15 protein-coding genes, 1 tRNA gene and 2 pseudogenes are annotated in these 16,159 nt (G+C 67.4%); 9 read left to right on the top strand and 9 right to left on the bottom strand.

Annotated elements, in window-relative coordinates; translation table 11 throughout:
- Window positions 1-31: 31 nt before the first annotated feature.
- The 5 genes from ACFQJD_RS11265 to ACFQJD_RS11245 all read left to right on the top strand — a co-directional run bounded on the left by ACFQJD_RS11265 (window position 32) and on the right by ACFQJD_RS11245 (window position 3,979).
- Window positions 32-115, top strand: a tRNA-Ser gene (locus ACFQJD_RS11265).
- Between the two features lie 235 nt (window positions 116-350).
- A complete protein-coding gene (locus tag ACFQJD_RS11260) occupies window positions 351-665 on the top strand; it encodes a DUF5785 family protein (protein ID WP_379798283.1) in 315 nt (104 codons plus the stop codon).
- A 154-nt stretch (window positions 666-819) separates the two neighbouring features.
- A complete protein-coding gene (locus tag ACFQJD_RS11255) occupies window positions 820-1,299 on the top strand; it encodes a GNAT family N-acetyltransferase (protein ID WP_379798280.1) in 480 nt (159 codons plus the stop codon).
- 306 nt (window positions 1,300-1,605) lie between these two features.
- Entirely contained in the window at window positions 1,606-2,787 is a 1,182-nt protein-coding gene (locus ACFQJD_RS11250) for a tubulin/FtsZ family protein (protein ID WP_379798278.1), read from the top strand.
- A 334-nt stretch (window positions 2,788-3,121) separates the two neighbouring features.
- The gene (locus ACFQJD_RS11245; protein ID WP_379798277.1) at window positions 3,122-3,979 is read left to right on the top strand and encodes a cell division protein; all 858 of its coding nucleotides are present in this window, start codon (window positions 3,122-3,124) and stop codon (window positions 3,977-3,979) included.
- Window positions 3,980-3,999: 20 nt separating this feature from the next.
- Here the strand turns inward: ACFQJD_RS11245 and ACFQJD_RS11240 are convergent, their stop codons facing one another.
- The 4 genes from ACFQJD_RS11240 to ACFQJD_RS11225 all read right to left on the bottom strand — a co-directional run bounded on the left by ACFQJD_RS11240 (window position 4,000) and on the right by ACFQJD_RS11225 (window position 7,489).
- Window positions 4,000-4,476: a hypothetical protein gene (locus ACFQJD_RS11240; RefSeq protein WP_379798275.1), complete on the bottom strand. Its 477-nt coding sequence runs from the start codon at window positions 4,474-4,476 to the stop codon at window positions 4,000-4,002.
- A gap of 80 nt (window positions 4,477-4,556) precedes the next feature.
- Window positions 4,557-4,739 (bottom strand): hypothetical protein, encoded by a 183-nt coding sequence (locus ACFQJD_RS11235; protein WP_379798273.1) that lies wholly within the window; start codon window positions 4,737-4,739, stop codon window positions 4,557-4,559.
- 148 nt (window positions 4,740-4,887) lie between these two features.
- On the bottom strand, window positions 4,888-6,147 hold the full coding sequence (locus ACFQJD_RS11230; RefSeq protein ID WP_379798271.1) for an MFS transporter: 1,260 nt from the start codon (window positions 6,145-6,147) through the stop codon (window positions 4,888-4,890).
- 88 nt (window positions 6,148-6,235) lie between these two features.
- The gene (locus ACFQJD_RS11225) at window positions 6,236-7,489 is read right to left on the bottom strand and encodes a PQQ-binding-like beta-propeller repeat protein (RefSeq protein WP_379798269.1); all 1,254 of its coding nucleotides are present in this window, start codon (window positions 7,487-7,489) and stop codon (window positions 6,236-6,238) included.
- Window positions 7,490-7,579: 90 nt separating this feature from the next.
- Here ACFQJD_RS11225 and ACFQJD_RS11220 point away from each other — a divergent pair, with 90 nt between their 5' ends.
- Both ACFQJD_RS11220 and ACFQJD_RS11215 read left to right on the top strand, forming a co-directional pair.
- Complete coding sequence (locus ACFQJD_RS11220) at window positions 7,580-8,653, top strand: hypothetical protein (RefSeq protein ID WP_379798267.1); 1,074 nt, start codon at window positions 7,580-7,582, stop codon at window positions 8,651-8,653.
- A gap of 184 nt (window positions 8,654-8,837) precedes the next feature.
- Window positions 8,838-8,996, top strand: coding sequence for a DUF7563 family protein (locus ACFQJD_RS11215; RefSeq protein ID WP_379798265.1), 159 nt, complete (start codon window positions 8,838-8,840; stop codon window positions 8,994-8,996).
- A gap of 99 nt (window positions 8,997-9,095) precedes the next feature.
- Here ACFQJD_RS11215 and ACFQJD_RS11210 read toward each other — a convergent pair.
- The 5 genes and pseudogenes from ACFQJD_RS11210 to ACFQJD_RS11190 form a co-directional block, all read right to left on the bottom strand.
- Window positions 9,096-10,921 (bottom strand): annotated as a pseudogene (locus tag ACFQJD_RS11210) (FAD-binding protein).
- 1 nt (window position 10,922) lies between these two features.
- Window positions 10,923-11,810 (bottom strand): succinate dehydrogenase/fumarate reductase iron-sulfur subunit, encoded by an 888-nt coding sequence (locus ACFQJD_RS11205; protein WP_379798263.1) that lies wholly within the window; start codon window positions 11,808-11,810, stop codon window positions 10,923-10,925.
- 1 nt (window position 11,811) lies between these two features.
- On the bottom strand, window positions 11,812-12,192 hold the full coding sequence (locus ACFQJD_RS11200) for a succinate dehydrogenase (RefSeq protein ID WP_379798261.1): 381 nt from the start codon (window positions 12,190-12,192) through the stop codon (window positions 11,812-11,814).
- On the bottom strand, window positions 12,192-12,620 hold the full coding sequence (gene sdhC, locus ACFQJD_RS11195; protein WP_379798260.1) for a succinate dehydrogenase, cytochrome b556 subunit: 429 nt from the start codon (window positions 12,618-12,620) through the stop codon (window positions 12,192-12,194). Before sdhC ends, ACFQJD_RS11200 begins: the two co-directional genes overlap by 1 nt.
- Window positions 12,621-12,707: 87 nt before the next feature.
- Window positions 12,708-13,717 (bottom strand): annotated as a pseudogene (locus tag ACFQJD_RS11190) (succinylglutamate desuccinylase/aspartoacylase family protein).
- 353 nt (window positions 13,718-14,070) lie between these two features.
- Between ACFQJD_RS11190 and ACFQJD_RS11185 the strand changes: the two are divergent.
- Together ACFQJD_RS11185 and ACFQJD_RS11180 are read left to right on the top strand one after the other, a co-directional pair.
- Window positions 14,071-15,429 (top strand): RimK/LysX family protein, encoded by a 1,359-nt coding sequence (locus tag ACFQJD_RS11185; protein WP_379798257.1) that lies wholly within the window; start codon window positions 14,071-14,073, stop codon window positions 15,427-15,429.
- 41 nt (window positions 15,430-15,470) lie between these two features.
- Window positions 15,471-16,067, top strand: a complete 597-nt coding sequence (locus tag ACFQJD_RS11180) for a DNA-3-methyladenine glycosylase family protein (protein ID WP_379798255.1) — start codon at window positions 15,471-15,473, stop codon at window positions 16,065-16,067.
- Window positions 16,068-16,159: the final 92 nt, after the last annotated feature.

Here is a 16,159-nt window from a genome sequence, read left to right as displayed (position 1 = left end):
CTTTTTCGCCCGCCCTCGAAGCGCTGGCCGTGGTGGGATGGCGGAGTGGACTAACGCGCCTGCCTTGAGAGCAGGTGGCCTTCCGGCCTCCTGGGTTCAAATCCCAGTCCCACCGTTCGTTCCGTCCCCTCCGGGGCGCTCGCACACCACCGACTGCCGGTCGATTCCGTCAGTTTTATTGTGAAACTGTCATAACTGACCGACTACCCATGCCCTGAATGCATGGGTCTTCCGTGAGGTAGCCCTCCCCCTCCTCACGTCCCCCTTTTCGCCCCCTCGCCGCCGGAGCCGGTGCTCCGCTTCCTTCGGCGTTCCGTAACGGCTTTCATACCCCCGTCCGACCCACGCGTATGGACTGGCCACACGACCCGGACGGTGAGAAAGGGAGCGAGGGCAGGCGCAAGTACGGCCACGCCATCGTCGCCAAGAAGATCGACGAGGAGGAGGACTTTCCGCTCTCCAAATCCGAGTTCGTCGACGAGTACGGCGACGACCCTGTCCGCATCGACCACGAGACGGTGGTGTCGCTCCGCGAGATCTTCGAGAACGTCGAAGGCGAGGAGTTCGAGGACTTCGTCGAACTCCACCAGGCCCTGGGTCGGGCCATGCGCGAGGCTGGCTACTGGTTCTACGAAGGCCCGGAAAAATTCGTCGAGAGCGCCTAAACCCGTCCGTTTGTCGCCGAATACGGGTGTCTCTCGTGGTGTCTGCGGACGTGCGGGTGATTTAAACATCCCTTCGTTCCGTGAAATTTATCTCCGCAAGCGCGCATCGCCGCCGAAAAGCGTTCGCCCCGGGCGTGCGTAGGGACGTCCGCCGATGGAGATAACGACGCCCGACGCCGCCGACGTGAACGCGATCGCAGACCTGTGGGTCGAACTGGCGCGCGACCAGCGAGCGCACGGATCGACGCTCCGCCCGACGGCCAACCGCGCCGCCGTCCGCGAGGAGATCGCTCGGCACGTCGTCACCGACGGCATCCGCGTCGCCGCCGACGCCGAACTCGTCGGGTTCGTCACCTTTCGCCTCGAACCCGGCCGCTACCAGCAGTCCGTGACCCCTGGCGTCGTGAGCAACCTCTACGTGCGCCCCGCGGCGCGGAACGACGGCGTCGGCGCGGCGTTGCTCTCGGCGGCCGAGACCGCACTCGCCGACGCCGGAGCGGATGTCGTCACGCTCGAAGCGATGGCCGACAACGACGACGCCCGGCGGTTCTACGATCGGCACGGCTACTCGCCCCACCGCGTCGAACTCCGGAAATCGCTCGAAAGCGATACACACTCAAAGGAGGACGGGTAAGGCCGAACTGCGCCAGGGGAGCATGGGCGGTTCATGCACTCGACTTGTAATCGAGATTTCGTGGGTTCGAATCCCACCCTGGCTATCGACTCCCCGTTCACGATCCCTGGTCGAGGGACCGTTCGCCGGGACGTCTCTTCGACGACCGGATCGAGACGCTCCGTGACGAAATCCAGTAAGTGCTCGGCGTGTGCGATCCTCTGCCGGGGCGATTCCCGCTGTGCCGTTTCACCGAGAAGGTAAAGCGGGCTTCTCACCGAACCAAATTAACTATGTCTCTCGATACAGTCAACACGACCGACGGTCATGAAACTCGCTACAATCGGTGTCGGCAACGCCGGAAGTAAGGTCGTAGATCGGATGGTCGAATTCGAATCCGAGACCAACCGGAACCTCTGTCGGCACGTCCACGCGATTAACACCGCCCGAACGGACCTCGCCAAACCCGAGTACATCCCCGAAGAGCAGCGTGTTCTGGTCGGCGACACGAATCAGAAGTCGAAGGGCCACGGCGTCGGTGGCGACGTAGAGATCGGTGCCGAGGTCATGTCGGCAGATATCGACGAGATACGTCGTGCCTTCGACGACATAGAGATCCACAACGTCGACGCGATCCTCGTCGCTGCAGGCCTGGGCGGTGGCACCGGGAGCGGGGGCGGCCCCGTCGTCATCGACGCCCTCCAGGATATGTACGACGAGCCGGTGTACGCCCTCGGTGTGCTTCCCGGCGAGTACGAGGGTGGACGCCCGGCGCTGAACGCCGCCCGGTCCCTCCAGCCGTTCGTCAACAAAGTCGACAACTTCATCGGCTTCGACAACGACGCCTGGCGCGCTCGAGAACAGACGATCGAAGAAGGATACGAGGAGATGAACCGCGAGCTGGCGGCCCGGATCGTGACGCTCCTGGCGGCGGGCGAAACCGACGACACGGAGGTCGCGGAGAACGCGATGGACTCGAGCGACATCATCCGAACGCTCGCCACCGACGGGGTATCCTCGATCGGCTACGCCGCCACGGCGGTCGACGCACAGCCCGAAGGGCTCCTCGACAGGTGGGGCAGCAGTGGTGCCGACGAGGATCCCCTGGACGACGCCAGCCAGGCGACGAAGATCAAGTCACTCGTCCGCCGGGCGACGAACTCGCGGCTGACGCTGCCCTGTGAGGTGTCGAGCGCCGAGCGGGTGCTCGTCGTGTTGTCCGGCCCGCCCAGCGAATTCTCCCGGAAGGGAATCGAGAGCGCTCGCCAGTGGCTCGAGCAGGAAGCCGAGACGGTCGAGGTTCTCGTCGGTGACGATCCGCGGGAGAACTCGTCGCGACTCGCTGCGGCCGTGCTCCTCTCGAACGTCTCGGACGCGCCACGGATCGATACGATTCAGAACCAGGCCGTCGACGCGCAGGAACAGATCGCCGAGCAGCAAGCCGCTCGCGAGGACAAGATCACCAACCTGATCACCGACGAGAACGACGATCTCGACCCCGTCGTCTGAACCGTGTATCGAACTGATCGCGCTCCGGTCCTGCGACGAGGGCGGCAATGAAGCTCGCGCTAATCGGCGTCGGTGGTGCCGGCAGCCGGCTTGCCGATACGATTCGCGGTATCGAGGCCGAGGGCGGCCGGCAGCTGTGCTACGGGAACCTGCTAACGGTCGACATTTCGCGTACGGTCGGCGGCGGTTTCGATCACGTCCCGCAGGAGCAACACGTAACGATCGGCGACACGCACCGTGACGTCGAGGACGGTGTCGACGGCGATCAGGACCTCGCCGTCGAGGTCACTCGCACCGACTCCCCGAGATACACCGCGCCCTCGACTCGATCACGATGCGCAAACTGGACGGCGTACTGGTCGTGGCGAGTCTCGGCGGCGGCACCGGGAGCGGGGCCGGAGCCGTGCTCGTCGAGCGGCTGCAGGAGATGTACGACAAACCGGTGTACGTCTTCGGCGTCCTTCCGGCCGCAGACGAGGGTGGACGCCCGGCGCTGAACGCCGCCCGATCGCTCAGGTCGATCGTCCCGACCGCCGACAGCACCCTCCTGTTCGACAACGACCGGTGGGTCGACACCGATAGCGACGCCGACGCCCCCGACGAACGGTACGAACGGGCGAACCGCGAACTGGCTTCCCGAGTCGTTACACTGTTTGCCAGGGGCGACCACGATCCGTCGTCGATCGGTGCGAACACGTTGGACTCGAGCGACATCGTCCGCACGCTCTCGCCGGGCGGCGTCGCGTCGGTCGGATACGCCGCGACCGAACTCGACGACGGCGGAGGGTTGTTGTCGTGGCTCCGTTCGATCCTTCCCGGCGTCCGAGAAACCGAAACGTCGGACGAGCGGACTGACGCGGAGAAGGTTCAGAGCCTCGTCCGGCAGTCACTCGGTTCGCAGCTGACACTGCCCTGTGAGGTGTCGAGCGCCGAGCGAGTGCTCGTCGTGTTGTCCGGTCCTCCGGACGAACTCTCCCGCCGAGGCTTCGAGAGTGCCCGCCAGTGGCTCGAAGAGGAGACGGAAACGGTCGAGGTGCTCGCCGGCGACGACCCACGGACCGGGTCGTCGACCATCGCGGCCACAGTGTTGCTCTCCAACGTCACCGAGGTTCCCCGGATCAACTCGCTGCAACAGCAGGCCGTCGAACACGAACGCGTCGGTGATACATTACGGGCCGACGGGACAGACTGACTGTCCGCGCCGTCAGCGACCTACCGTCGCCCGTCTCCGTGGGGGCGGACCGCGTTCGCGAACGTGACGAGGAGGCCCAGTCCCCAGCCGATCGGCACAGCGAAGCCGGACCACATCGCTACGAACGCGAACCCCGACAGATCGAACTGCTGCCGGACGACCGCGTTGAGATCACCGACTACCAATACATTGTCGAGTATCCACGCAGCTATCGACGTGCTCCTCGGGAGGATAACCTCGCCCAGCGTGGGGGAAAAGAGCGCGGCCGTCACGGGTGGCAGGAAGATCGCTGCGACGACGAACGGATACGCGGCGAGGAGGGTCAGCCGCCGGCCGCCGACGCGAGCGGTTCCCCAGGCGAGCCCGGCCGACGCCGTCGCGACCACGCTCGCCGTAAGCACGGCCTTGAATCCAGCGGCCGGGAGGTTCCCCCACGCCAGCGCCGTCAACGCGCTCCAGGCGACGGCCACGGCGGCGACGATCGCGAGCAGACCCAACCCAGCCGCGACGCGATTGAGTCGTCGGGTCACGTATCGTACCCAGAACCCGGCGACTGCGAACGGGTACGTAGCGACGATCAGCACGGATCCCAGTGCGCTCCACATCCAGAAAGCGAGACGGTCCCGGTGGTCCGGGGTCGCCACCGAGTTCGAACCGGATGATCGGTCGAATTCACCGAGAACAAAAGCCCGCGCCAGGCGGTCAGCAGCCGAAGGAAGTCGGCCTTGACCGCAGTGACGAGTTCGGATTCCGTCTGCATCGGTCCAAGGTACGCAATAGGACGGTTAACAGTTTTTGTTCGACAACGTCGTTTGTGCAGCTATCGCGCTCGTCCCCCGGGTCATCGGACGGGGTGACCGTACGCCACGAGGTCGTGGCGTTACGGCCAGTTCGGCTCGCTCTCTCATCTACTCCCGCGACAGCCGTGCGACGACGAGACAGAGCTGGCCGACGCCGCCGGCGAGGACGCCGACGCCGACGGTGGTCCAGCGAACGGCATCGACGAGGCCGAGCGCCGGGGTGAGCGCGGTCACCACGACGCCCATCCCGATCGGCGTCACTGTCGAGGCGACGCGACCGAGCGACTCGGCGATGCTGACGAGACTGCCCCGGAGTGTCGCGGGCGCGAGGCCGGTGACGACGCTCCGATACAGCGACAGCGACACGCCGAAGCCGAGACCGAGAACCCCGCTCCCGACGCCCGCGACGGGCAGCGCGGGCGCGAACGCGACGACGGCGAGTCCGACGCCGAGCGCGACGTTGGCGACGACCAGCGGCCACATTCGCGAGTCGGACATCGCGGTGATCCGCCCGGCCTGACTCGCCCCGAGCGCGAGCGTGACGCTGTTTATCGTCACCAGTATCCCCGCCTCCGCCGCCGTCCCGTTCATGGCTCGCACGACGAGCAGGGAGTTGTAGGTGAGAAAGCCGACCCACGCCAACATCGGGAGCGCCCGCCCGACGATCAGCGACAGGACGCGCGGCCGGCGCACCAGCCGAAGGAGCTCGCGGACCTGGCTTTCGCCGCCGTCGCTCTCGGGGTCGTCCGCCGGGCCGTCGTCCCCGCCGTCGGTGCGACGCCCGGCGAGCGGTTCGTCGAACCACAGATAGACGGCGGCGGCGGCGGGGAAGGCGAGCGCGTAGATGAGAAAGGGGTACTGCCACGCGACGCCGACGAGGACGCCCGCGATGGGCGGGAAGATGGCCTGATAGACGCCGGAGCTGGTGAATCTGAGGCCCTGCGCGGTGGCTTCCCGGGAGCCGCCGTAGAGGTCGCCGAGGCTCGTGATGATGATCGGCGTGAGCGCGGCGAAGCCGATGCCCTGGAGGAACCGGAGGGCGACGGCGACGCGGAACTCGGTGGTGAACGCGATGCTCGTCCCGCCGATACCGTAGAGGAGGATTCCGGCCAGCAGAAGCGGCTTCCGGCCGTAGCGGTCGGCGAGGACGCCGACGACGGGAATGAGGAATATCGGCGGGGCCGTGTAGGCGGAGATCAACAGGCCGACGCGCGTCGTCGAGACGCCGAACGGGCCCGCGAGCGAGTTCAACAGCGGCGACACCAGCGGGATGCCCAGCGGCGCGAGCAGGTTCGCTGCGAGCATCGCCCGAAAGTCCCACTCCCGGAGGATGTCGGCGTCCTCGCCCAGCAGCGACCGGAGTACCATTCAGGCGGGCTACGTCGAACGCGGGTAATAATGTGGGGGTCGGCCTCGCTGTTGCCGGATTTCCTCTACCGGCCGCCCGCTAATTTCCTCACCGACTGCCCGCCAACTCCTCGAAGGCACGCGCGTCGTCGGGCGTCGTCACGAGGACGTGGTCCTGCGCGACCGTCGGCCGCGCGAACGCCGCCGCCGACTGGTGTTCGACGCGCGTCCGTCCGGTGGCCGCGTCGACGACGGCGAGGGCGCGAGGGGCGTCCGCGAACGTGACGAACAGGAACTCCCCGGCGCGGGCGACGCCCGTGATCTCCCCGTCGTCGTACCACTCGCGCCACGCGGCGTCGCCGTCGGGAGCGACTGCCGCGAGCGTCGACTCCGAGGCGACGACGATCGGATCCCCGACGACCAGCGACGACCCGCCGCCCGCCCGTCGCCAGTCGAACTCGCCCGTCTCCGCGTCGGAGACCGCGAGTTTCGACTCGGTGAGGGCGTAGAGTCGGCCGTCGACGACGGCGAGTGCCCGCGGCGGTGCAGTCAGAAAGCGGTCGAACGCGACGCGTTCGGCGGCGAGGTTCGCCGAGACGACGCTCCCGACGGGGTCGCTCGACACCGCGGCGTACGCCCGCCGCCCGCCGAGAGCGAGATCCGTCACCGGTCCCGACGTCGCCACCGTCAGACAGCGCGTGCCGCCGTCGCGAGCGAGGACGACCATCCCCGACTCCGTCCCGACGACGACGGCGTCCGACGTGAGGCGCGGGGGCGTCGTCGGCGTCGAATCGAGGGCTGCCTGCCAGCGACGCTCGCCGGACTCCGGATCGAGTGCGAGCACCGCCCCGCCAGCCGTCGGGGCGACCACGATTCCGTCGGCCACGGCGACGCCGACGCCGGCACTCTCGATGCGGACGGTCCACTGCGCTCGGCCGTCCGTCGGAGACAGCGCGCGCACGGCGGACGTCGTGCTCACGTAACAGCGCGTGCCGTCGCTCACGACCGGCCCGGTCGGCGTGCCGCCGGCGGTCCAGCGTCTGACCACCGGAATCGAGTTCGGCGCGTTCGCCGTGGGGGCGACGCCCGCGTTGCCGGCGTCGTACCGCGCGGTCGGCCACGCCTTCCACTCGGGCGTCGCTGGCGTCCCGGAACACGCCGCTGGACCGGAGACGACGGTGGGGTTCGACGTCGCCGTCGACTGCGTGGTCCGATGCGACGTGGTCGCCGTCGTTCGCGTCCTCGTTCGGGTGGCCGTCGCTGGCCGGCCCGTCGGTGTCTCCTCGCGGGCCGAGCGTCCACACCCGGCGAGGAGCGTTCCGGCGGCGACGAGGAGGCGTCGCCGGGTTCGAGGTCCGGACATGCCCGCGAGTCTGGGATCGACCGGCAAAGGTCCCCCGGTAGAGCGGCCGATTGGAAAACACTTAGCACGACGCTGCGCGAGGGGTTCGGTATGCCCGAGTTGCAGTCGTGTTACTTCTGTGGCACGGTCAGCGAGTCCCTTCGCGAGTGCGCGACGGTCCCCGAACGCCTCGCTCCGCCCGGTGAGGAACAGCGAACGGTCGTCCTCTGTACGTCCTGTCAGGAGAAGCTCCGCCGCGTCGTCGACCCGCTCGTGACGCGCCTAGATGCCGCGGCGACGACACCGGACGCGTCCGAACGCACCCGGACGGACGCGTCCGAACGACCGCCGACGGACGTCGCGTCCGGCGGGAGCGCCCACCAGGAAGTCACCTTCGACGCCACGTCCGACGATCCGACCGCGTCGGGCGCGGCCGGGGCGGCGACCGACCCGGACGACGCGGCGGAATCGACGGCGGAGGCGGACGTCGAGCGCGACTCGTCGGGGACCGACGCGGCCGGTGACGCCGACGACGGAGGCGGCCAGGGTGACGAGGCGTTCGGCGACGACGCGGCCGCCGAGGCGGGCGAATCGAGCGCCGGCGACGCCGACGGCGGGGGCGACACAGCGGCCGACGCGGGAGCGACCGACGCACGCGAGACCGGCGCGACGACCGACGGCGTCCCTGACGACTACTACAAGGTGATGCGACTGCTCCAGAACCGCGAGTTCCCCATCGACCGGGGCGAGCTCACGGCGCTCATCACGGGAGCGTACGACGTCTCGGACCGCGAGTGCGAGACCATCCTCGAAACGGCGAAAGAGCGGGGCATCCTCGCCGAGGAGGACGGCTCGCTCCGACTCGGGAGCTGCCCCGACCGAAGATACAAGCCCCTGTCCGGTCCTCGTCTAAACGATGTCGAACGAACCACCGGCGCGTCGACGGCCGACGCCCCGAGAGCAGACGTGGCTCGACGCCGTCGACGACGTGCTCGACGCCATCATCGACCGCGAGGAAGACCTCGAGTGTTCGTTCGAGGAACTGACGGTCGACGTTCCGATTCGGATGGGCCCCGAGTCGGACGTGGCGCGGTGGCGCGTCGACGGCACGCTCCGGGTCAGCGTCGACGGCGCGGACGGCCCGCTCGCGGAGTGGCTCCGCTGGTGGTCCAGACAGCTGCGTGACCCGCCCGCCGGCGTTCGACCGCCGTGGACTCGCGCGGCGTCCGCTCGGTGGTCGTCCGCTCGATGATTCTCCGCTCGGACCCGTCTCCGACCACGCCGACGTCGGGCCGAAACGGGACGTTCGACGGCTGGCTCAGTAATTATGGTTAGCTTATATATGTGTTCCATCCAGACGAAATCCCGTATGCCAGAGTGTCAGAACTGCGGGTCGTTCGTCACCCCAGATTACGCGAGAGTGTTCACGCCCGACGAAGTAGAGGAGCCCCGTGTCTGTCCGAGTTGCGAGGATATGGTCCGTGACGGTGCCACCGTCAGGGAGGCGCGCTCGCCCCGCCACTCCTGACTGACACGTGCGACGAATCGATCGCCGACCGACGTCTTCTCCCGCTGTGTCGCCCGGATAACCGGGGTGGCGAGCGGGACGCGACGGGGCCGTCGCGAGTCAGTAACTCCGCACTTTCGGTTCGTAGGTCTTCTCCTCGCCTTCGAGGACGACCGGCTTGTACCAGAGTTCGGGCGATCCGTCGTTCCACGAGAGCATCGTGTGTTTGAGCCACACGTCGTCGCGCCGTTCCTGTGCCTCCTTGCGCCAGTGCGCGCCGCGGAACTCGTCACGGGCGAGCGCGCCCACGGTGATGGTCTCGGCGACGTCGAGGAGGTTGCGCGTCTCGATGGTGTGGATGAGGTCCGTGTTGTACGTTCGCGAGGGGTCTTCGACGTAGACGTCGCTGTACCGCTCACGGGCCTCGCGGATGTCGCGAAGCGCCTCCTTCAGCGCGCCCGCCTCGCGGAAGACGTTGACGTTCCGGGTCATCGACTTCTGGACGTCGGCCCGGATGGAGGCGTGCTGGACGCCGTCGTCTTTCTCCAGGAGTCGTTCGATGCGGTCGCGCTGGCGTTCGAGGGTGCGCTCGACGACTTCGTCGGCGGTTTCGGCCGCCGAGCCGCCGTCCGCGACGGCTCCCGAACCGGGTTCGCCGAGTTCGACCGGGGAGTCGACCGTTCCTTCTCGTAGTCGCCGGTCTTGCCGGTCGTGATCTTCGGTTCGCCCATCTCCTCGCCGGCGGCGTGACGGCCGGCGCGCTTGCCGAAAACGGTGAGTTCGGGGAGGGCGTTGCCGCCGAGACGGTTCGCGCCGTGGACGCTCGCACAGGCGCACTCGCCGATGGCGTAGAGTCCCTCGACGCACGTCTCGCCGAACTCGTTGGTTTCGATGCCGCCCATCGCGTAATGCTGGCCGGGCTTGACCGGCATCGGCTCTTCGAGGCCGTCGACGCCCTCGAAGTCTTCCGCGAGATGAAGGATGTTCTCCAGCCGGTCGAGGATGCGCTCCTCGCCGAGGTGGCGCATGTCGAGGTGGACGTACTCGTCCTCGATGCCGCGGCCCTCGTTGATCTCGGTCAGTTCGGCCCGCGAGACGACGTCGCGGGAGGCGAGCTCCCCGTCGTTGTTCGCGTAGCCGTGCTCGAACATCAACCGCTCGGAGTTCGCGTTGTAGAGGATGCCGCCCTCGCCGCGGACGCCCTCGGAGATCAGGACGCCCGTCGAGGGGAGCGTCGTCGGATGGAACTGGATCATTTCCATGTCCTCGATGGGGACGCCGGCGCGGTAGGCCATGGCGACGCCGTCGCCCGTGTTCGCGACGGCGTTGGTGGTGTGATCGTACACCTGACCGAGGCCGCCGGTGGCGAGGATGACGCCGTCGCGGGCGGTGAACGCCTCGACGTCGCCCGTCGCCAGCTCGTAGGCGACGACGCCGTGGCAGGACCGCTCTTCGGGTTCGTCGTCGTCGGTGACGGCGACGTCGAGGACGTGCCACTCGTCGAACACTTCGATGCCCCGTTTGACCACCTGTTCGTAGAGGGTGTGCAGCAGGTGGTGGCCCGTCTCCGCGCCCGCGTAGGTCGTCCGCGGGAACGAGAGGCCGCCGAACGGTCGCTGGGAGACGCGGCCGTCCTCGTCGCGCGAGAAGGCCATTCCCCAGTGTTCGAGTTGGATGACTTCTTCGGGGCTCTCCTTACAGAGCGCCTCCACCGCGGGCGCGTCGCCGAGATAGTCCGACCCCTTCATCGTGTCGTAGGCGTGGTCGGTCCAGCCGTCGCCCTCGCGGAGCGCGGCGTTGATGCCGCCTTCGGCCGCGCCCGTGTGACTGCGGACGGGGTGGAGTTTCGTCACTATCGCCACCTCGGCCCCTGCTTCCTGTGCCGCGATTGCGGCCCGGAGGCCGGCACCGCCGGCACCGACCACGATTACGTCGTATTCGTACATATTACCAGAATTTCAGGTTGCTCTTGACTGCTTCGCGCTTCAGCGCCTGGATGTGCTCGGTCAGCGGGATGTCCTTCGGACACACCTCGGTACAGGAGAACTGGGTCTGGCACCGCCAGACGCCGTGTTCCTGTTCGATGATCTCCAGACGGCGCTGTTTCATGTCCGCGCCCTCGCGCTCGTCCATGGCGAACCGGTAGGCCTTGTTGAGCGCCGCCGGGCCGAGATACTGGTTGTCGCCGGCCGCGATGTTACACGAGGACATACACGCGCCACACCAGATACACCGGGTCGACATCTTCACCTTCTCGCGGTTCTCGCGGGTCTGGTGCTGTTCTTCGAGTTCGTCGTCCGGCAGGTCGTCCGTCTGGAAGTACGGCTCGACCGCCTCCATCTGGTCGTAGAAATGCTCCATGTCCACCACGAGGTCCTTGACGACCTCCTGGTGGGGGAGCGGTTCGACGCGGACCGGGTCGTCGAGGTCCGACACCTGCGTCTGACAGCCGAGGCGCTGGGAGCCGTTGATGAACAGGGCGTCGGAGCCACAGATGGCCTGCCGACAGGAGTGCCGGAAGGTCAGGCTCGAATCGTAGTTGTCGCGCGCGTACATCAGCGCGTCGAGGACGGTCATCCCCTTGTGGAAGGGGACGTAGAAGTCGTCGAAACGGGGCTCCTGTTTGCCCTCGACTTCGGGGTCGTAGCGGAACACCTTGAGATGGACGGTGTTCTCGTCGGCGGCGGCGCGTTCGGCCGCTTCGGCCTCGCGCTGTTCCCGTGCCGCCGCGCGCTGGCGCTTTTTCTCCAGCCGCTGCTGCTGTGCGGGCGACGTCGTCTCGAGTTCGCCCTCGCTCTCGTCGTCTTCCTGGGTTTCGGGTTGTTGTGTGCTCATGTTAGATGATGGGGAGGAGGTCGATGCCGGCCCACGCGTTCGCGGTGCGGAGTCCCTGCACGATGAGCAACAGACTCGCGACGCTGAGTGCCGCCTTCATCGCTCGCTTTCGCGCGCCCGTCAGCCCCATGTTGACGAGGGCGTTGTAGACGCCGTTGACGCCGTGGAACGTCGCGGTGATGAGAAAGAGGACCATCAGCGAGTAGTAGATCCACTGTTGCATCCGGCCGGCGCTCATCTGGAAGGTCACTTCGTTCGCGTGGTTGACGAAGTGCAGCAGGAAGAAGTGGAACGCGAGGACGACGATGAGGAACGCGGCGGTGACGCGCTGGAGGAGCCAGCGACGGCCGCCCTTCTCGAACGAGGAGTAGCGCTCGGCCATCAGAACGTCACCCCGGCGAGGAACGTCGGCACGCTCGCGACGGCGATGACGCCCGTCAGGACGAGCGACGCGTAGAAGCTCCGGTCCTGTGCCTCCAGCCCGATGCCGAGGTCGACCAGGAGCAGTCGGATGCCGTTCAGGATGTGGAAGACGGCGACTGCCAGCAAGCCGACCTCCAGGATCCGAACGACCAGCAGGCTCTCCAGCGCCCGAATCGTCTGCGTGTAGACGTCGTTGTGTGCGGCGATGGTGCTCGGATCGGCGTTCGCCGCGGTGAGCGCGGTACTCAGCACGGCGATATGGGTGAACAGGTAGCCGATCAGCACCCAGCCGGTGAACTTGTGGAAGATCCAGGCCCACATCCCGGCCGAGAACTCCCGCCACCGGCCGAAGTCCTCGATACGGCCTCGATTGTAAGACTGACTCATACTCAAGAGGGACCTGCGGACCGTGAGGCAATAGAAGTTACGTGTGCGAGTTCGTCGGCCGACGGTCCGTCGACGCGACGCGCGCCGCTACGTCCGCGACTGACTCCGTTCGACGACGCGTCGCGTCTCCTCGCCGAGTTCGACGAGGTGACAGAGCGGATTTCCGGGGTAGACGACGGGGTTCTCCAGGACGCCGACCACCAGCCCCGTAAACGGCGCGCGGACGGGGACGTTGTCGTCTTTGAACGGGTTCGTGATCGTACAGATCCGCTCGCCTTCGTGGACGAGCGCGCCCCGTTCGTGGTGCATGTCGACGATGCCGCCCGCGTCGGACCGGATCCACGTCTTCTCCTTGTCGTCGGTGATGACGGTCCGCCACCCCGGCCAGCGGACCGGCGTGTCCGCCTCTGCCCGTACTCGGCGAAGACGCTCCTGACGCCGGCGAGGGCGTCGTCGATGAGCGACCGCTGGAAGCGGTGTGCCTCCCCCATCTCGACGGTGATGGTCGGCGTGCCCGACGACGTGGCCTCGCCGCGGAGCGTCCCGGACGACCCCTCGCTGTCGATGATGACGTTCGTCCCGAACGCCTTGGCGAGGCGGTGGCAGTCTTCGTGGGCCATGTCCGCACGGACGTGGAGCATGTTCGTTCGCCCGCGCGTCGAGGTGTGGAAGTCGAGGCCGAAATCGCAGGGCGAGATGAAGTTCTCGAATATCTCGTGGGCCATCCGTTTGGCGCTGGTCGAGTCCGGCGCGCCCGGGAACGAGCGGTTCAGGTCGCGGTCGTAGATGGGGAGATAGCGCTGCTGGGTGAGAAACCCCGGCACGTTCAACACCGGCAGACAGACGAGCGTCCCGGCGAGCGTCGAGAGGTCCCAGCCGAACGCGACCTCCCGAACGACTTCGATGCCGTTGAGCTCGTCGCCGTGGGCCGCCGCCGAGAGGAACACCGTCGGCCCCGTCCGGTCGCCGTTGATAATCGTGACCGGGATGCGAACGGGATCACCGAGATACGTCTCGCTGATGCCGTACCGGATGTTCTGCGTCTCGCCGGGGCTGACCTTCCCGCCGTTGTACGTAAAGGCCCCGTCTGCGGACATACTCCCACACCCGTCGCCGGGACGTAAAACGTCTCCTCCTCGGCGGCGGAATCCGCGTCCGATCGAGGCAGACGCCGACGGCCCGGGCGGAGCGGGCACCGTGTCCAGTGGATCCCTCGCCGTTCGACGTGCGGTCGCCCCGACGGCCCGTCCGCGACGAGCCACCTTCCGGTGCCCGAACGCGCCGGGATGCTCACGGCGTCGAGTCGACCGGTGTGGCAGTCCGCCTTCCGACGGGAATCGTCGTAACCGGTCGACTCCGTCCCCGATTCCGACGCTGACTGTCGCCCCGTGCTCGCGCGTTCTCGTGCCGACCGGCACGCCTTTGAAACCCGACTGAAATAGAGGGTCGTATGCCAGGAACCGACCGGGAACAGGTACGGGTCGGGGTGTTGTCACTCCACAACAGCAAGGAGACGAAAGCCATCCTGAACGCGGTCGAGGATCTCGGCCACGAACCGGTGTGGCTCCGCCGCGAGAACACCGCCGTCTCCATCGAGGACAGCGAGGTGACCCTCGAACCGGACGTCGACGTCATCGCGAACCGGTTGCTGCTCTCGAACACGGAGGAACCGGCGGAACTGCTCGGCCTGGCGACGACGTTCAACCGCATCCGGCCGATGCTGAACGAACCGGAGACGGTCCTCACCGCCATCCACAAGTTCGCGACGGCGACGACGCTCGCCGACTGGAACATCCGCGTCCCCGACGCCCTGCTCGCGCTCTCGAACGACCGACTCAATCAGGGACGCGAGCGGTTCGGCGAGGTCGGCGTCTACAAGACGGCCATCGGCACCCACGGCGGCGGGACCTGGAAGGTCGACCTCACCGACCCCGTCAACCCTCGCGTCGGCAACCGCCAGGCGTTCCTCCAGGACCTCGTCGAACGCGACGAGACGGAACACCGCGACCTCCGCGTCTACGTCGTCGGCGGCGAGATCGTCGGGGCGATGTACCGGTACGCGCCGGAAGGCGACTGGCGAACCAACGTCGCCCTCGGCGGCGACGTCGAGGACGCCACCGAAACGCTTCCCGAGAGCGCGGCCGAGACGGCGCTGTACGCGGCCGAGATCATGGACCTCGACTACGCCGGGATCGACCTCATCGAAGGCCACGACGGCTGGTTCGTCCTCGAAGTGAACCCCACGGCGGGATTCAAGGGTCTCTATCGGGCGACCGGGACGAGCCCGGCCCCTCACATCGCCCGTCTCGCCATCGAGCGCGGCGGCGGCGACGTCGCCGCCGGTCGCGTCGCCGAACTCTCGACGTCGCTCGACGACTCGACGCCGTCGTGTAAGCCCCGCATCGAACGCCCCGAACAGGAGTCCCTGCCCGTCATCGGCTACATCGAGGAGGTCCACGTCTCCGGCACCAGCGGGTCGACGCAGGTGTTCGCCAAATCCGACACCGGCGCGACCCGGACCAGCATCGACACGAGCCTCGCCGCGGAAATCGGTGCCGGGCCGATCAAGAGCATGACGCGCGTGAAATCGGGGAGCGTCAAGGGAGGGAAGGCCCGCCCGGTCGTCGACCTCGTCATCGGCATCGGCGGGACCCAGCACACCGTCACCGCCAGCGTCGAGGACCGCGGTCACATGGAGTACCCCTTGCTCCTGGGCCGCGACATCCTCGAGCATTACCGCGTGGACGTGCGCCGCCGCGCCGACGAGGACGTCCGGAGTCCCACCGACGAGGAGATGCTGGAGGAGTAGTCGCCGAACGATTCTTCTCCCCCGGCGTGATAGAGCACTCCATGTCGTCTCGAACCGTCGACGAACGAACCGACGCCGTCGCCCACCTCGTCACCGACCCGGTGATGGCCGAACTCGTGGACCGCCACGGCGTCCTCACCGTCGACCCCGCGACGGACACTTTCGAACGACTCGTCGTGGCGATTCTCCGCCAGCAGGTGTCGATGGCCGCCGCGGAATCGATGCGAGAGAGCCTCTACGAGGCGTTCGACATAACTCCCGAACGGATCGCCGACGCCGACGAGGAGGCACTCCGGTCGGTCGGCCTCTCTCGGCAGAAGGCGGGGTACATCCGCAACGTCGCCGCGGCGTACGTCGAGAACGACTACGACGCGGCGTACTTTCGCGATCTGTCGGACGACGAGGTGACGGACGAACTCACGGCCATCTCGGGCGTCGGCCCGTGGACCGCGAAGATCTTCCTCCAGTTCTGCCTCGGCCGACCGGACGTCTTCCCCGTCGAGGACCTGGGCATCCGGCGGTCGATGCAGGATCTCTTCGACCCCGACATGACCCGCGGGGAGATGCGTGACCGGGCCGAGGCGTGGCGGCCGTATCGCTCCGTCGCCAGCCTCTATCTCTGGCGACACACGGAGTGACGCTCGACCCCCGGTCGCCTGTCACTGACTCCCGCCCCCGAACGCGTTTGGACGGATTTATAACCGAGTAGTCCTTCCCTCGGAACGCGAAG

The organism is Haloplanus sp. GCM10025708 (assembly GCF_042663985.1).
In the GTDB taxonomy this organism is placed as follows: domain Archaea; phylum Halobacteriota; class Halobacteria; order Halobacteriales; family Haloferacaceae; genus Salinirarus; species Salinirarus marinus.
Note: the sequence above shows the minus strand (reverse complement) of the source record. Positions and strands in the feature narration are given on the sequence as shown.

What these genes read in the sequence shown, in the direction of transcription:
- ACFQJD_RS11200 (WP_379798261.1), bottom strand. Translation starts at nt 12,192, where the DNA reads ATGGCCGAGCGCTACTCCTCGTTCGAGAAGGGCGGCCGTCGCTGGCTC.
- ACFQJD_RS11235 (WP_379798273.1), bottom strand. Translation starts at nt 4,739, where the DNA reads ATGCAGACGGAATCCGAACTCGTCACTGCGGTCAAGGCCGACTTCCTT.
- sdhC (WP_379798260.1), bottom strand. Translation starts at nt 12,620, where the DNA reads ATGAGTCAGTCTTACAATCGAGGCCGTATCGAGGACTTCGGCCGGTGG.
- ACFQJD_RS11230 (WP_379798271.1), bottom strand. Translation starts at nt 6,147, where the DNA reads ATGGTACTCCGGTCGCTGCTGGGCGAGGACGCCGACATCCTCCGGGAG.
- ACFQJD_RS11250 (WP_379798278.1), top strand. Translation starts at nt 1,606, where the DNA reads ATGAAACTCGCTACAATCGGTGTCGGCAACGCCGGAAGTAAGGTCGTA.
- ACFQJD_RS11205 (WP_379798263.1), bottom strand. Translation starts at nt 11,810, where the DNA reads ATGAGCACACAACAACCCGAAACCCAGGAAGACGACGAGAGCGAGGGC.
- ACFQJD_RS11220 (WP_379798267.1), top strand. Translation starts at nt 7,580, where the DNA reads ATGCCCGAGTTGCAGTCGTGTTACTTCTGTGGCACGGTCAGCGAGTCC.
- ACFQJD_RS11245 (WP_379798277.1), top strand. Translation starts at nt 3,122, where the DNA reads ATGCGCAAACTGGACGGCGTACTGGTCGTGGCGAGTCTCGGCGGCGGC.
- ACFQJD_RS11225 (WP_379798269.1), bottom strand. Translation starts at nt 7,489, where the DNA reads ATGTCCGGACCTCGAACCCGGCGACGCCTCCTCGTCGCCGCCGGAACG.
- ACFQJD_RS11185 (WP_379798257.1), top strand. Translation starts at nt 14,071, where the DNA reads ATGCCAGGAACCGACCGGGAACAGGTACGGGTCGGGGTGTTGTCACTC.
- ACFQJD_RS11215 (WP_379798265.1), top strand. Translation starts at nt 8,838, where the DNA reads ATGCCAGAGTGTCAGAACTGCGGGTCGTTCGTCACCCCAGATTACGCG.
- ACFQJD_RS11255 (WP_379798280.1), top strand. Translation starts at nt 820, where the DNA reads ATGGAGATAACGACGCCCGACGCCGCCGACGTGAACGCGATCGCAGAC.
- ACFQJD_RS11180 (WP_379798255.1), top strand. Translation starts at nt 15,471, where the DNA reads ATGTCGTCTCGAACCGTCGACGAACGAACCGACGCCGTCGCCCACCTC.
- ACFQJD_RS11260 (WP_379798283.1), top strand. Translation starts at nt 351, where the DNA reads ATGGACTGGCCACACGACCCGGACGGTGAGAAAGGGAGCGAGGGCAGG.